Annotated in this window: 11 protein-coding genes and 2 pseudogenes; 3 read left to right on the top strand and 10 right to left on the bottom strand. The window is 71.2% G+C overall.

Annotation, left to right across the window (positions count from 1 at the left end; translation table 11 throughout):
* Positions 1 to 29: 29 nt before the first annotated feature.
* Positions 30 to 800, bottom strand: coding sequence for a LamB/YcsF family protein (locus MFF21_RS16380; protein ID WP_238312365.1), 771 nt, complete (start codon positions 798 to 800; stop codon positions 30 to 32).
* Complete coding sequence (locus tag MFF21_RS16385; RefSeq protein ID WP_238312366.1) at positions 797 to 1,114, bottom strand: helix-turn-helix domain-containing protein; 318 nt, start codon at positions 1,112 to 1,114, stop codon at positions 797 to 799. Before MFF21_RS16385 ends, MFF21_RS16380 begins: the two co-directional genes overlap by 4 nt.
* 483 nt (positions 1,115 to 1,597) lie before the next feature.
* Here MFF21_RS16385 and MFF21_RS24185 point away from each other — a divergent pair.
* Positions 1,598 to 1,783: pseudogene (locus MFF21_RS24185) on the top strand (TROVE domain-containing protein); the annotation flags it as partial.
* A gap of 98 nt (positions 1,784 to 1,881) precedes the next feature.
* Positions 1,882 to 2,099 (top strand): annotated as a pseudogene (locus tag MFF21_RS24190) (hypothetical protein).
* A gap of 94 nt (positions 2,100 to 2,193) precedes the next feature.
* On the opposite strand, the gene MFF21_RS16395 reads toward MFF21_RS24190, so the two are convergent.
* The 6 genes from MFF21_RS16395 to MFF21_RS16420 all read right to left on the bottom strand — a co-directional run bounded on the left by MFF21_RS16395 (position 2,194) and on the right by MFF21_RS16420 (position 9,512).
* Positions 2,194 to 3,489, bottom strand: a complete 1,296-nt coding sequence (locus tag MFF21_RS16395; protein ID WP_238312537.1) for a nicotinate phosphoribosyltransferase — start codon at positions 3,487 to 3,489, stop codon at positions 2,194 to 2,196.
* Between the two features lie 111 nt (positions 3,490 to 3,600).
* Positions 3,601 to 4,212 (bottom strand): bifunctional 4-hydroxy-2-oxoglutarate aldolase/2-dehydro-3-deoxy-phosphogluconate aldolase, encoded by a 612-nt coding sequence (gene eda / locus MFF21_RS16400; RefSeq protein ID WP_238312368.1) that lies wholly within the window; start codon positions 4,210 to 4,212, stop codon positions 3,601 to 3,603.
* Between the two features lie 71 nt (positions 4,213 to 4,283).
* Positions 4,284 to 6,107 (bottom strand): phosphogluconate dehydratase, encoded by a 1,824-nt coding sequence (gene edd, locus MFF21_RS16405; protein WP_238312369.1) that lies wholly within the window; start codon positions 6,105 to 6,107, stop codon positions 4,284 to 4,286.
* Between the two features lie 621 nt (positions 6,108 to 6,728).
* Entirely contained in the window at positions 6,729 to 7,745 is a 1,017-nt protein-coding gene (locus MFF21_RS16410; protein ID WP_238312370.1) for an Hsp33 family molecular chaperone, read from the bottom strand.
* 167 nt (positions 7,746 to 7,912) lie between these two features.
* Positions 7,913 to 8,590, bottom strand: coding sequence for a guanylate kinase (gene gmk / locus MFF21_RS16415; protein ID WP_238312371.1), 678 nt, complete (start codon positions 8,588 to 8,590; stop codon positions 7,913 to 7,915).
* A 46-nt stretch (positions 8,591 to 8,636) separates the two neighbouring features.
* Positions 8,637 to 9,512 carry a YicC/YloC family endoribonuclease gene (locus tag MFF21_RS16420; protein ID WP_238312372.1) on the bottom strand — a complete coding sequence of 292 codons (876 nt, stop codon included), beginning with the start codon at positions 9,510 to 9,512 and terminating at the stop codon, positions 8,637 to 8,639.
* 222 nt (positions 9,513 to 9,734) lie between these two features.
* On the opposite strand from MFF21_RS16420, the gene yddG reads away from it, so the two are divergent.
* Positions 9,735 to 10,643: an aromatic amino acid exporter YddG gene (gene yddG, locus MFF21_RS16425; protein ID WP_238312373.1), complete on the top strand. Its 909-nt coding sequence runs from the start codon at positions 9,735 to 9,737 to the stop codon at positions 10,641 to 10,643.
* A gap of 120 nt (positions 10,644 to 10,763) precedes the next feature.
* On the opposite strand, the gene mltG is transcribed toward yddG, so the two are convergent.
* Entirely contained in the window at positions 10,764 to 12,164 is a 1,401-nt protein-coding gene (mltG, locus tag MFF21_RS16430; protein ID WP_238312374.1) for an endolytic transglycosylase MltG, read from the bottom strand.
* A 105-nt stretch (positions 12,165 to 12,269) separates the two neighbouring features.
* A complete protein-coding gene (locus MFF21_RS16435) occupies positions 12,270 to 14,072 on the bottom strand; it encodes a hypothetical protein (protein ID WP_238312375.1) in 1,803 nt (600 codons plus the stop codon).
* Positions 14,073 to 14,078: the final 6 nt, after the last annotated feature.

Here is a 14,078-nt window from a genome sequence, read left to right on the forward strand (position 1 = left end):
CCTGTATTCGTGATGCGAAAGCGTCCGGCTCAGGCGCCGCAGCAGGCTTCGACCGCGATTCCGGCCCGTTCCAGGCCCGCGCGCACCGCCCTCGCCGCAGCGAGGGCGCCGGGCGTGTCGCCATGCACGCAGACCGTGTCGATTCCGACCGGGAGCAGCTGGCCCGAGGCGGTGAGGACGCCGCCCTCCTCCACCATGCGCAGGACGCGGGCGGCGATCGCTTCGGCGTCATGGATGACGGCGCCGGGCGTCCCGCGGGGAGCGAGCTGGCCGTCCTCGGCATAGGCGCGGTCGGCGTAGATCTCGCGCAGGCTGCGCAGGCCGGCCGACTCGGCCGCGCGCTCGGCGGCCAGGCCCGGCATCACCATGAGGGCGAGGCCGCGATCGACGCCGGCCACGGCCCGGGCGACGGCCTCGGCGATCTCCGGCTCCGCGTTGGCGAGATTGGCCAGGGCGCCATGCGCCTTCACGTAGCTGACCCGGTGGCCGGCCAGCGCGGCGCAGGCCTGCATCGCCCCGATCTGATAGGCGACGTCCCGCTCGATCTCCCGCACCGGCTGGCGGATGACCCGGCGCCCGAAGCCGCGCAGATCGTGGAAGCCGGGATGCGCGCCGATGGCCACGCCCCGCGCCTTCGCGGCGGCGGCGGTCTCGACCATGATGGTGGGATCGCCGGCATGGAAGCCGCAGGCGATGCTGGCGGAGGTGACGACATCGAGGAGCGCCTCGTCCTCGCCGAGGCGCCAGGGGCCGTAGCCCTCGCCGAGGTCGGCGTTGAGGTCGATGCGGGCCGTGCTCATCGCTTCGCCCGCATGGATCTCGACGCCTCCTCCTCCGCCTCCGAATCGTCCGTCGCCTCCGTCTCGTCTCGGGGCTTGCCGCGCATCAGGACACCGTAGCCCTCGTCCGCGTCGCCGATGAAGCGGATCCCCTCCCCTTCGAGCACCTTCCGAATCGAGGCCAGCGTCCTCTGGCGGGGCATCACCTGATCGCTCTCGATCATGTTGAGGGTGACGACGGAGACCGCGGCGCGACTCGCCAACACGCCCTGCGTCCATTTCAGGAGGCCGCGGCCGGCGCGGATCTGCGCGGAGGTAATGGTCGGTGTGGTCATGGGCGGGACATGGTCGAAACTGAAAGAATTTTCAAGTTTCGGGTTGAGGTGGCGCCAGGCTCGGCCTTATCCACCCCCTCATCGCGACGCCGCACCTCCTGGAAGCGGACGGCGTCGCTCCACCGGCGCGGGCCGGTTGGCACTCGGTTATCAACGGCCAGCGAAGCCCCGAGCGCAAATTTATGACACGCCCGCGTCTCCCCTCGGCCCCGTTCGGACGGAGCATGGCATGAATCAGCACGACCTCAGCGTCGCGGCATTCGCCCGTCCGGAAGCGGATTGGCTTTGGCCAGAGGGTCGAGTTCGCGGCATGCGTCGCGCGGGCCGCTGACGAACGGTTCTCTTTGGGTAGAGGAGCCCTCGGGCTCCGGGGTTCGATCCCCCACGGCTCGCGAGAGCCGCTCCGTTCGTCGTCCCATGTCCGCGCGGTCGTAAGAGCCCACGGGCCGGCGGATCGTCCTCGCGCTCGACGTGCCGGGCTCGGTGGCGACCGGCTCGATTGCCGAGAGCGGGCTGACCCCGCGGGAGGCGGCCGCTGCCATGGCGCTCGTCACCGCGGCCACCGAGGAGCACTGGCAGGTCGTCGGCTTCACCGCCGTGGGCCGCCGCTCCTGGAGCCAGGGCGCGGCGCTCACCCCGCTGCCGATCGGACCGTCGATGCGGCTCGACCAGGCGGTGGAGGCGACCGCGAACCTGCCCTTCGGCAGGACGGATTGCTCGCTGCCGATGGGTGGGCGCTGGAGCACGGCGTCAAGGCCGATGCGTTCGTGGTCTACACGGACTCGGAGACCTGGGCGGGCCCCGTGCATCCGGTGCAGGCGCTGCGGACGTACCGGGAGAAGACCGCATCGCCGCGAAGCTCGTGGTCGTGGGGCTCGTCTCCAATGGCTTCAGCATCGCCGATCCGGAGGATCCCGGCATGCTCGACGTGGTCGGCTTCGACACGGCGGCGCCGGCGCTGATCGCGGATTTCATCCGCGGTTGAATGACGAGAACGGACGGCGCCGGGTGAGAACCCCGGCGCCGTTTTCATGCGTCCGTACGAGAGGCATCTCGCCGCTCCGGACGCGCCGGGGCTTCTAGACCAGAATCGGCAGGGCCTCCTGGTCCTCCATCCCGAAGACGCGCCGGTAGCGCTCGATCTCGGCGGCCGGGCCCTGGGCCTTGGTGGGGTTGTCGGAGATCTTGACCGTGGGGCGGCCGTCGGCCTCGATCACCTTGCAGACGATGGAGATCGGGTCCAGCCGTCCGTCCGGCACCAGGCCGCGGAAGTCGTTGGTGAGCAGGGTGCCCCAGCCGTAGCCGAGGCGCATGCGCCCGTGGAAATGGGCGTGGATCCGCTCGATGCCCTCGATGTCGAGGCCGTCCGAGAAGATCGCGAGCTTGCCCGCCGGGTCGCAGCCGCGGGCGCGCCAGAAGGCCATGGCCTCCTCGCCCCCGGCGATCGGCTCCTTCGAATCGATGCGGATGCCGGTCCAGGCGGTAAGCCAGTCGGGGGCGTTGGCGAGGAAGCCGCTGGTGCCGTAGGTGTCCGGCAGCGCCACCAGGAGGTTGCCTGCGTAGTCCTGCTGCCAGTCGGCCAGCACGGCGTAGGGTGCGCGGGCGAGCGCCGCGTCGTCATCGCCTGCGAGCGCCGCATAGACCATCGGCAGCTCGTGGGCGTTGGTGCCCACCGCCTCGACCTCGCGGCGCTGGGCGATGAGGCAGTTGGAGGTGCCGAGGAATTTCGCGCCGAGGCCCTCGTTCATGGCCTGCACGCACCAGTCCTGCCACAGGAAGCCGTGGCGCCGCCGCGTGCCGAAATCCGCGATGGACAGGTCCGGCAGCCGGCGCAGGCGCTCGATCTTCTCCCAGACCCGGGTCATGGCCCTCGCATAGAGCACCTGCAGCTCGAAGCGGCCCATGTCGCGCAGGGTGGCACGGGAGCGCAGCTCGTTGAGGATGGCGAGGGCCGGCACCTCCCACATCGTGGTCTCGAGCCAGCGGCCGTGGAAGGTGAGGACGTATTGCCCGTTCCGCCGCGTCAGCTCGTAATCCGGCAGCTGGAAGGTCTCGAACCAGGCGACGAACTCCGCCGAGAACATCTGGCGCTTGCCGTAGAAGCTGTTGCCGCGCAGCCAGGTCGCCTCGCCGCGGCTGAGCCGGAGGGTGCGGGCGTGGTCGAGCTGCTCGCGCAGCTGGCCCTCCTCGATCTCGTCGGCGATCCGGATCCGGCTGGTGCGGTTCTGGATGCCGAAGGTGACCGCGACCTCGGCATGCCGGCGCAGGATCGTCTGCGCCATCAGGAGCTTGTAGAAATCGGTGTCGAGGAGCGACCGCACGATCGGGTCGATGCGGAAATTGTGGTTGTAGACCCGCGTCGCGATGTCGAGCATCGATGCCGTCACGCCTCCCTCGGGCGCAGGGCCCTTCGGCGGCAGAGGCTCACGCGCCGCCCGCCCCTGTCAACCTTGGCGCTTACCCGCCGCCGCGGGCCCGGGGCGCCCTCAGCGCAGGGCTGCGGCGGCCGCGGCGGCCCGGCGGATCGCCTGGGCGTCGGGCGTGCCGGCCGGCACCACCCAGCTGCCGCCGACGCAGAGCACGGAGGGATGCGCGAGCCAGTCCGGCGCGGTGGCCTCGGTGATGCCGCCGGTCGGGCAGAAGCGGACGGCGCCGAACACGGCGGCGAGCGCCTTGAGCGCCTTGAGGCCCCCGGAGGCTTCCGCCGGGAAGAACTTGAAGCGGTCGAGCCCGTGGTCGAGGCCGCGCATGATGTCGGCGGCGTTGGCCACGCCCGGCAGGTAGGGCACGCCGCTGCGCTTGGCGGCATCGGTCAGCGGATCGGTCAGGCCGGGGCTGACGATGTACTGGGCGCCGGCCGAGAGGGCCGCGTCGAGATCCTTCGGATTGAGCACGGTGCCGGCGCCGACCACCGCGCCCTCAACCTTGGACATCTCGCGGATGACGTCGAGGGCGGCCGGCGTGCGCAGGGTCACCTCCAGGGCGGTGAGGCCGCCGCCGACCAGCGCCTCGGCGATGGGGGCGGCATGGGCCACGTCGTCGATCACCAGGACCGGGATCACGGGAACGGAGCGCATCAGCGCGTCGATGGTGCTCATGGCAATGTCCTCAGAGGCGGGCTCTCTCCCCCCTTCGGGGAGGAGCGTGACCGGGATGTGTCGTGGGCGCTTCAGAGCCCGGCCGCGGCCAGCATGGCCGAGCCGCCCTGCTCGGCGCCGTCCGCGCCGCGGCGCATGAAGGCGAAGAGCTCGCGGCCGGTGCCGATCCCGTCCGGCGGCGGGGCGGCCAGAGGGCGCGCCTCCCACTCGGCCGGATCGACCTTGACCTCGAGCAGACCCTCCTCCGCCGAGAGCCGCACGATGTCGCCGTCGCGGAGGCGGGCGATCGGACCGCCGCCGACGCCCTCCGGGCTCAGGTGGATCGCCGCCGGCACCTTGCCCGAGGCCCCCGACATGCGCCCGTCCGTCACCAGGGCGACCTTGTGGCCGCGGTCCTGCAGCACGCCGAGCGGCGGGGTGAGCTTGTGCAGCTCCGGCATGCCGTTGGCCTTCGGCCCCTGGAAGCGGACCACGACCACCACGTCGCGCTCCAGCTCCCCGGCCTTGAAGGCGGCCATGACCTCCTCCTGGTCGGAGAAGACGCGGGCCGGCGCCTCGATGGTGCGCCGCTCGGGATCGACCGCGCTGGTCTTGAAGGTGGCGCGGCCGAGATTGCCCCGGACGAGGCGCATGCCGCCGTCCTTCTGGAAGGGATTGGCCGGGCTGCGCAGCATCGCCTCGTCGAAGCTCTCCGCCGGAGCATCTTCGAAGACGAGGTCGTCGCCCGACAGCTTCGGATCCTTCGCATGGTCGCGCAGGCGGGTGCCGGCGACGGTCAGGATGTCGTCGTGCAGCAGGCCCGCATCGATCAGGGAGGCGATGACGTAGGACATGCCGCCGGCGGCGTGGAAGTGGTTCACGTCCCCCGCCCCGTTTGGATAGACGCGGGCGACCAGGGGCACCACCGCCGAGAGCCGGTCGAAATCCTCCCAGTCGATCACGATGCCCGCGGCCCGGGCGATGGCCGGCAGGTGGATGGCGTGGTTGGTCGAGCCGCCGGTGGCCAGGAGACCGACGATGGCATTGACGATCGCCTTCTCGTCGATGCAGCGGCCGAGCGGGCGGTAGTCGTTGCCGTTCCACCCGATCTCGGTGACGCGGTGGATCGCGGCGCGGGTCACCGCCTGGCGCAGCTTCGTGCCCGGGTTGATGAAGGAGGCGCCGGGCATGTGCAGGCCCATCACATCCATCATCATCTGGTTGGAATTGGCCGTGCCGTAGAAGGTGCAGGTGCCGGCCCCGTGATAGGAGGCGGACTCGCTCTCCAGAAGCTCGGCGCGGCCGACCTTGCCCTCGGCATAGAGCTGGCGGATGCGCTGCTTCTCCTTGTTGGCGAGCCCCGAGGGCATCGGCCCGCTCGGGATCAGGATCATCGGCAGGTGGCCGAAACGCAGGGCTCCTATCAGCAGGCCGGGCACGATCTTGTCGCAGATGCCGAGCAGCACTGCGCTCTCGAACATGCCGTGGCTCAGGGCTACTGCGGTGGAGAGGGCGATGGTGTCGCGGGAGAACAGCGACAGCTCCATGCCGCGCTGGCCTTGCGTGACGCCGTCGCACATGGCGGGCGTGCCGCCGGCGACCTGAGCGGTGGCGCCGACCTCGCGGGCGAAGAGCTTGATCTGCTCCGGATAGCGCCCGTAGGGCTGATGGGCCGAGAGCATGTCGTTGTAGGCGGTGACGATGCCGATATTCATGCCCTTGCCGGCGATGATCGCGGGCTTGTCGTCCCCGGAGGCGGCGAAGCCGTGGGCGAGGTTGCCGCAGGCGAGCATCGGCCGGTGCACGCCCTCGTCGCGCTCACGGGCGATCAGGTCGAGATAGGCTTGGCGGGTCGGCTTCGAGCGCGCGATCACGCGCTCGGTCACGGCGGCGATCTCGGGATGAAGCTCCGGCATGCGTGACGGCCTCGTTCGGATTCGGACGGCGCTGGCGCCCCGCAAGAACGGGGCCCGCCATGCAGCCTCTTAACATGGAGCGGTTCCAAAAGGGGATCCCGTCCGCCCGTGCGGGACCATCGGGCGCATGATATGGCGCGACCTCGACAAGCGCTCGTCCGCTCGCCATGTGGACGTCTCGCGAGCTTTCTGCAAACACAGATTGCAGATTCGACGCATCTCTGAATGTATTTTCAGTAGAATCATCGCGCAATAAAAAGTGTATGCGCGATCGAGATTGTGCGTCTTCGATGGATGGGTATGACTTGGCCTCGCTGAAGCGTCGCCACTCCAGTCGTGAAGGCCCGGGCACCGGGCTTGCGGCGGAATAGCCAACCGCCGCCGCCGAAAGGCTGAGCAGGCAGGCTGGGGAGGAGGTGAGTCCATGTGATCGGAATACCGATCCTGACCATCACCGTAACCAAAAACGCTACCGCGTGGTCTCTGACCATCACGGTAGCGCTCTGGTAATAGGCTCTTGAGTAGAGGGCCGACGGGGTGCCACCCGCCGGCCCTCACCGCCAATCTAGTACAGTGCGGCCCGCTTGCAAATCTCCGCACGCATCGCGGAGCGTCCTCGCCTCACTCCGAGCGGGCCGAGATCTCCGCCTCGACCTCGGCCGGGTCGAGAACATAGCGCCGCGAGCAGAACTCGCAGGTGATGCCGATGTGGCCGTCATCGGCCACGAGGTCGCGCCGCTCCTGCGGGGAGAAGGAGCGGATCATGCCCATCACCCGCTCCCGCGAGCAGCGACAGGCCTCGATGATCGGCTGCGCTTCGAACACGCGCACTCCGCGCTCGTGGAAGAGCCGGTAGAGAAGCCGCTCGCTCGACACCGCCGGATCGACGAGTTCGTGATCGGCCACGGTGCCCACCAGGGAACGGGCCTCGACCCAGGCATCGTCCTCGGCAAGGCCCGCCTCGTCGAGGCGCGCGTAGCCCTCCGGCGCATCGCCCGGCGGCAGATCGGCTTGGCGCATGCGTTCGGGCGAGGTCGGCAGGAACTGTACGAGCAGCCCCCCCGCGCGCCAGCGCGCCGCCCCCCCCTCCAGGGCTTCGGCCACGGCGAGGCGGACCTGCGTCGGGATCTGTTCCGACTGGCGGAAATACTGGTGGGCCGCCTCCTCCAGGTCCTGGCCCTCCAGGGCGACGACGCCCTGGTAGCGGCTCTGGGCGCTGCCCTGGTCGATGGTCATGGCGAGATGGCCCTTGCCCATCAGGTCCGGCGCCCGGGCCCGCTCGCCGAGCGTCGCCACGGCCGCCGCGTCGAAGCGCGCGGTGGCGCGCAGGCGATCGGGGGCCTCGAAATCGACGACGATCATCTCGACCGGGCCGTCCGTCTTGGTCTGGAGCTGGAAGCGGCCCTGGAACTTCAGCGAGGCGCCGAGCAACGCCGTCAGGGCCGCCGCCTCGCCGAGCAGGCGCGCCACGGAATCGGGATAGCCGTGGCGCCGCAGGATGGTGTCGACGGAGGGGCCGAGCCGCACGGCGCGCCCGCGCACGTCGAGCGCCTCGACGGCGAAGGGCAGTACGGCATCGTCGCCGCCCTCGAAGGGGGCGACGGGTTCGCTGGGGCGGGTCTCGTGTCCGGAAGCCATGGAAACTCCGTGTCCGGCGCGAACAGGTTCGTCCGGGGCTTGAAACGGGGCCGCCACGCCGACCGCCCCCGCCCCGCTTGAAGCGGGATAGCGGAGGGGGGCATGTGGGGGCAAATTCGGCGAAGCCCCGATATGGTGATCCCTCGCCGGTTCCGCGAGGGGAGCCCTCAGCCCTGGGCGTCGGCCTCCGCCAGCAGCCCGTCCACGAAGTCGGAGAGGCCGACCCGGCGGGTGCGCTTCAGGCGCTCGGCGGACAGAATGGCCTGAAGCGCCTTGAAGGCGTCCTGCAGGTCGTCGTTGACGAGGACGTAGTCGTACTCGGTCCAGCGCTGGATCTCGACCCGGGCATTGGCGAGGCGCTTCTCGATGGTCTCGGGCGAATCCTCGGCCCGGCGCTCCAGCCGGTGACGCAGCTCGGCGAAGCTCGGCGGCAGGATGAAGACCGTGACGACGTCGTCCTTGAGCTTGGAGCGGACCTGCCGCGTGCCCTGGTAGTCGATGTCGAAGATCATGTCCCGGCCGGCGGCGAGGGCCTTCTCCACGGGACGACGGGGCGTGCCGTAGAAATTGCCGTGCACCTCGGCCCATTCGAGCAGGTCGTCGCGGGCCCGCAGGTCCTGGAAGGCTTCCTGGTCGATGAAGTTGTAATGCTTGCCGTCGATCTCCGAGGGGCGGCGCTGGCGCGTCGTCACGGAGATCGACAGTTCGAGCCCCCAGCCGCCGTCATTGGCGATGGCCCGCGTCAGCGTCGTCTTGCCGGCGCCGGAGGGGGAGGACAGGATCAGGACCAGGCCGCGGCCCTTCACCTTGTCGCCGCGCAGGGGCGCGCCCGCAGACCCGCTCACCGCTTCACCCCACCCGTGTTCGTTGCATGCATCATCGGAAACATCGTCACTCGACGTTTTGAACCTGCTCGCGGAATTGCTCCACCACGGCCTTCAAGTCGAGTCCGATCCGCGAAAGGCTGATGTCGCCGGCCTTGGCGCAGAGGGTGTTCGATTCGCGGCCGAGCTCCTGGGCCAGGAAATCGAGCCGGCGGCCGATGGCGCCCCCCTTGGCCAGCAACTCGCGGGCGGCGTCGAGATGGGCGCGCAGCCGGTCGAGCTCCTCGCGGACATCGGCCTTGGCGGCGATCAGCACTGCCTCCTGGTGCAGCCGGTCGGGGTCGAGGCTGCCGCTCTCCGAAAGGGCCGCAACCGCGGCCGCCAGCCGGGCGCGCACCGCCTCCGGTTTGCGGGCGGGGTTCTCCTCGGCGGCCCGGGTCAGGCGCTCCATCTGCGCGATCTGGCCTTCGATCACCTCGCGCAGGGCCCGCCCCTCGGCCTGGCGAGCGGCCACCAGATCGGCCACCAGGCGCTCGGCGCCGGCGGCGAGGTCACGGGCCAGGATGTCGGGATCGGCGCCGGCTTCCTCCTCGGTCTCGATGACGCCGCGCACGGCGAGCAGGCCGTCGAGGGTGACGGGGCCGATGCCCGGCGGGAGCGGCACCCGCGCGGCGGCGGCGGCGAGGTCCGCGAGCAAGGCCTCGTTGACCCGCACCCGAGGGGTGGATTCGGGCTTGGACAGGGTCAGGGAGAGCTGGCACTGGCCGCGGGCGAGCGCCCTCTGCAGGGCGGCCCGGGCCGCCTCCCCGGCGCCGTCGAGGCCGCTCGGCACGCGCAGGCGGATGTCGAGCCCGCGCCCGTTCACGGAGCGGATCTCCCAGAGCCATTGCACCGGGCCGGTGCTGCCGGCGGCGCGGGCGAAGCCCGTCATGCTCGCGATCATGCGTCGATCCGTACCCTCTGAGGCGACCTGGCGCGCGGTATCACGTTTTCTCCGTCGCTGTCCCTAGGGGCTCTCGCCGTGCCCTGCGGGGGGGAGATGCGTACACCCGGATGAGGGATCGGCCGGGGCTGCGTTCGATCGGATGGCGCTCCTGTCGCGGAAGGTCCGTGCCGCGCCCGCTTCCCGGGTGAGCCGGCAGGCCCGCTATGCTAGGGCCGACCCATGACCACCCGCACCGCCACCGTGATCGGCTCCGGAGCCATCCTGCTCTGGTCGCTGCTCGCCCTGTTCACGGCCGCCTCCGGTGCGGTGCCGCCGTTCCAGCTCGCCGCCATGACCTTTCTGATCGGCGGTCTTCTCGGCTGCGCCAGCTGGATCGCCCGGCCCTCGGGGCTCTCGGCCCTGCGCCAGCCTCTGGCGGTCTGGGCGCTGGGGATCGGCGGGCTGTTCGGCTACCACGCGCTCTACTTCGCGGCCCTGCGCCTCGCGCCGCCGGCGGAGGCCGGGCTCATCAACTATCTCTGGCCGCTCCTGATCGTGATGTTCTCCGCGCTGCTGCCGGGCGAGAGAGGCCTGCGCGCCGCCCATGTCGGCGGTGCCCTCCTCGGCCTCGCCGGTGTCGTCGCGCTGTTTCTCGGCCGTGGGACGCTGAGCTTCGAGGCGAGCGCCGTGCCGGGCTATCTCGCGGCCTTCGCCTGCGCCTTCGTCTGGTCGGGCTATTCGGTGCTGTCGCGCCGGGTCGGGGCGGTGCCGACGGACGCGGTGGCCGGCTTCTGCCTCGCCACGGCGGCGTTGAGCCTCGTCTGCCACCTCGCCTTCGAGCGCACGGTCTGGCCGGAGGGTTCGAGCCAATGGGCCGCGGTCGCGGCTCTGGGCCTTGGCCCGGTCGGGGCGGCGTTCTACCTCTGGGACATCGGCGTGAAGCGCGGCGACATCCGCCTCCTCGGCGTCGGCTCCTACGCCGCCCCGGTGCTCTCGACGCTGATCCTCGTCGCCGCCGGCTACGCCCCGGCGACTTGGCCGCTGGCGCTGGCCTGCGGGCTCATCGTGGCCGGTGCGCTGGTGGCGACGCGGGCCGGCGGGAGCCGCGAGGAGGCGGTCGCGGAAGGGGGCGTTAGAGAATCTCGGTGACGGCGCCCGATCGGGCGGGGATGAGCTTTCCCCCTGCCCGAGAACGCGGCCTGCCGTCACCGCCGAGAGCCGCCTCCGAAACCGGAGCCGCGCCCGATCCTATCGCAACGGTCTGCCGGATCAGGGATTCTTGAGCACCGGCACGGTCTTGGGCGAGCCCAGGTCGTAGGTCTTGTTGCGCAGGGGATCGAGCTTGGTGCCCTCGGAGGCGTCGAAGGCCTTCGGACGCGGGGCGTTCGGATCGGTCGGCGCGCCGTCATAGGCCATGGCCGAGTTGCCGCCCGGCGCGTAGGCCGGGGCGCGGCCCGGCGTCCCCGGCTGGGCCGCGGTCGGATCGGCGGTGTTGGGATCGACCTTGTCGACCGGGTTGGCGTCCGGCTGCTGCGCCTGCTGACGGGCCTTCTCGACCTGGCGCCAGCGGGTCACGTTGCGCTGGTGGGATTCGAGCGTGTCGGCGAAGGCGTGGCCGCCGGTGCCGTCCGCGACGAAGTAGAGGTCCTTGGTCCGCGAGGGATTGGCCACCGCCTCGAGGGCCGCGCGGCCCGGATTGGCGATGGGCCCCGGGGGCAGCCCCTCGATCACATAGGTGTTGTAGGGGGTCGCCCGCTCGATCTCGGAGCGCTGGATGCCGCGCCCGAGGGTGCCGCGGCCGCCGACGAGGCCATAGACGATGGTCGGGTCGGATTGCAGGCGCATCCGCTTGTTCAGGCGGTTGATGAACACGCCGGCGACCCGGGGCCGCTCGTCCGCCCGGCCGGTCTCCTTCTCGACGATCGAGGCCAGGGTGACCATCTCCGCCGGGGTGCGGATCGGGATCTCGTTGTTCCGGCGCATCCAGATCTGGTTGAGCACCTCGCGCTGCTTGGTGCGCATCAGGTTGAGGATCTGCTGGCGGGTGGCGCCGCGCTCGAACTTGTAGGTGTCGGGCAGCAGCGAACCCTCCGGCGGGATCTCCGCGATCTCGCCGGAGAGCACGTCGTTGTCGTTGAGCCGCACCACGATCTGCTCGGAAGTGAGCCCCTCGGGGAAGGTGATCGAGTGCTGGACCTGCCGCCCGTTCACCAGCGTGTCGATGGCGTCGGTGATGCTGGCATGGGCCTTGAAATTGTACTCGCCATGCTTGAGCGGGCCCTTGCCGCCGAAGCGGGCCGCGAATTCGAACAGGGCGACGTGGTCGATCACGCCCTCCCGCTGCAGGATCTCCGCGATCTCGCTGGTGCCGCTGCGGTTGGGGATGACGACGACCTTGTCGTTCGCCAGGGGCCCGGGCTCATGCGTCTGCCGGTTGAACAGCGTCAGCGCGATCATGGCGCCGATGGCGGCCACGACGAACAGCGTGAAGAAGCCGCTGAGCCGCGCGAGCAGCCCGCCGCGGCTGCGCTCCGGTTTCTCCGGGGGCGGCGGGGCCGCGGTGGGCTTGATCGCCTCGCTCGGTGAGCGCGGGGAGAGGCGGCCGGGCAGCGCAGGCTCGTCCGAGGCGGTCGGCGTCGGCGGCGGCGTGGTGCGTCTGCGGAAGAGCATCGGGATCCTGTCGAGAGCCGAGGCGGCGTCGGTCGGCGGCGCGCACCGCATGGGCCGGGCGCCGAGAGCCTATCCAATTTTGTGGCAAAAATCGCGTGGTCGACGTCAGGGGACGCGCCAGAGGCGCAGGGGGCCGCCGGACGCCCCCACGGGTTCGAGCCAGGCGACGGCGGTTTGCCCCCGCGCGAGACGGGTCGCGAAGGGCGTTCTGTCGTCGAGGGAGGCGGGGGGCGTGGCGGCGCAGAGCGCGACGTAGCGGATGCCCAGGGCTTCGACCTGGCGGCGCATCGCGTCCTCGTCCGCCCCGAAGGCCTCCAGCGATGCCTGCAGACCGGCGCTGGCGCGGTGATAGGGAGCCGCGACGATGGAATGCGGCGTGTTGAGGAGGATCGCCGGGCCGAGATCGATCGGGGCGAGGACGAGGCCCGGCGGCAGGCCGGCCAAAGTCCGGAAGGCTTCCGGCGCGGTGCATGAGCCGGTCTGCGCCGGTGCCTCGGTGGGGACCGATGGGGCGAGGGCTTTCGCCAGGCTGACCGGCAGGAGCCAGACCGGGCTCAGCAGGCAGAGCGCCGCCGCAACCGGGCCGAGGCGGTGCGCGGGCGGCTGCGTCGTGTCGCCGATCAGGGCGAAGGCCCGGTCGAGGGCCGCCCCCGCGACGAGGGGCACGAAGGCGATGGCGACGAAGAAGCCGCGGAACTGGAAGCCGCTCTGCGCCGCGCCCATGGCGAGAAAGAGGGCGCAGAGCAGGAAGACCCGGCGGGGGCCCGGGCCGCGCAGGGCGAAGAGGGCCGAAACGAGGGCCGCCGGCAGCAGCACGAACGCGTAGCCGAAGCCTTCGGCCGGCGCGTCGTGCAGGATGGCGGGAAGCGGCCGCATCTCGAAGATCTTGTGCAGCCAATGCGCGCGCACGACCTCCGGCATCCCCGGAAAGGGGCCGCCGAGGCAGTGCGGGAAGAGCCAGGCGAAGCCGGCAAGGGATACCGCGCCGCCGGCCGCCAGGAGGCCGAGACGTGCGACAGGCGGCGCCTGCTCCGGCAGGAGCGCGGCAGCGAGGGCGAGGAGGCCCGCGCTGCCGGCGAGCCAGAGCCAGGGCGGCGAGAGGGCATCGCAGGCGCCGACGGCCCAGAGGGCGGGATCGGTCTGCAGGGCGAACAGGCCCCCCGCCCCCAGGCCGAGGGCGAGGCCGAAGCCGAGGAAGCGCGGGAGCGCGACCCGGCCCGTCAGCCCCCAGGCTCCGAGGACGAACAGGCCGGCGACGGCGATGAGCGGAACCGCTTCGAGCCCGATCGCCAGGGACAGGGCGCAGAGGAAGCCGGCCAGGGCCGCGGGCGCGGCCCGGCGCGCCGGGTCCATCAGGCAGAGGCCGACGCCGATCAGGCAGAGGATCTGGACGTTGTGGTGATCGATCCGGCCCGGGCGGAACTGGAGCACGAGGCCGAGGGTGAGGCTCGCGGCGAAGACGGCGAGAATGGCCGCCCGGCGTGAGAGCAGGCGTGCCGTTCCCCGGTAGAGGATGGCCAGGTAGAGCGCGAAGAGCAGGGGCGGCCACAGGGCCACGGTCAGCCCCTCCGCCAAGCGGGGGCCGACCCACGGGGTGAGCCCGGCGATCGCGGCGGCGAGGGGCGCATCGAGCAGGCGCGACCAGTGGCTCTGCACCCCCACGGGCGGCAGGAACCGGTGCTGGACGAGATCGAACCAGGGCTGGCCGTTCACGAGGTCGCGCACCTCGGCGAGCCGCATGGCGTCGTCGGTGTCGGGGAAATGCAGGCCGAGGGCCGCGACGAAGCCCTCCGGCGAGAAGGCGCAGGCAAGGCCGATTCCCGCGAGCAGCCAGAGCAGCGCCGGGCGTTCGAGGAGGCCGGAGCCGGATTGGGGAATGGCGGCGGGAGGCGCAGCCGTGGCGCTCATGACGCG

Source organism: Methylobacterium organophilum (assembly GCF_022179465.1).
In the GTDB taxonomy this organism is placed as follows: domain Bacteria; phylum Pseudomonadota; class Alphaproteobacteria; order Rhizobiales; family Beijerinckiaceae; genus Methylobacterium; species Methylobacterium organophilum.

Coding starts and splice junctions, on each gene's coding strand:
- MFF21_RS16385 (WP_238312366.1), bottom strand. CDS start 1,114: ATGACCACACCGACCATTACCTCCGCGCAGATCCGCGCCGGCCGCGGC.
- edd (WP_238312369.1), bottom strand. CDS start 6,107: ATGCCGGAGCTTCATCCCGAGATCGCCGCCGTGACCGAGCGCGTGATC.
- MFF21_RS16410 (WP_238312370.1), bottom strand. CDS start 7,745: ATGGCTTCCGGACACGAGACCCGCCCCAGCGAACCCGTCGCCCCCTTC.
- yddG (WP_238312373.1), top strand. CDS start 9,735: ATGACCACCCGCACCGCCACCGTGATCGGCTCCGGAGCCATCCTGCTC.
- MFF21_RS16395 (WP_238312537.1), bottom strand. CDS start 3,489: ATGCTCGACATCGCGACGCGGGTCTACAACCACAATTTCCGCATCGAC.
- MFF21_RS16435 (WP_238312375.1), bottom strand. CDS start 14,072: ATGAGCGCCACGGCTGCGCCTCCCGCCGCCATTCCCCAATCCGGCTCC.
- MFF21_RS16420 (WP_238312372.1), bottom strand. CDS start 9,512: ATGATCGCGAGCATGACGGGCTTCGCCCGCGCCGCCGGCAGCACCGGC.
- mltG (WP_238312374.1), bottom strand. CDS start 12,164: ATGCTCTTCCGCAGACGCACCACGCCGCCGCCGACGCCGACCGCCTCG.
- MFF21_RS16380 (WP_238312365.1), bottom strand. CDS start 800: ATGAGCACGGCCCGCATCGACCTCAACGCCGACCTCGGCGAGGGCTAC.
- eda (WP_238312368.1), bottom strand. CDS start 4,212: ATGAGCACCATCGACGCGCTGATGCGCTCCGTTCCCGTGATCCCGGTC.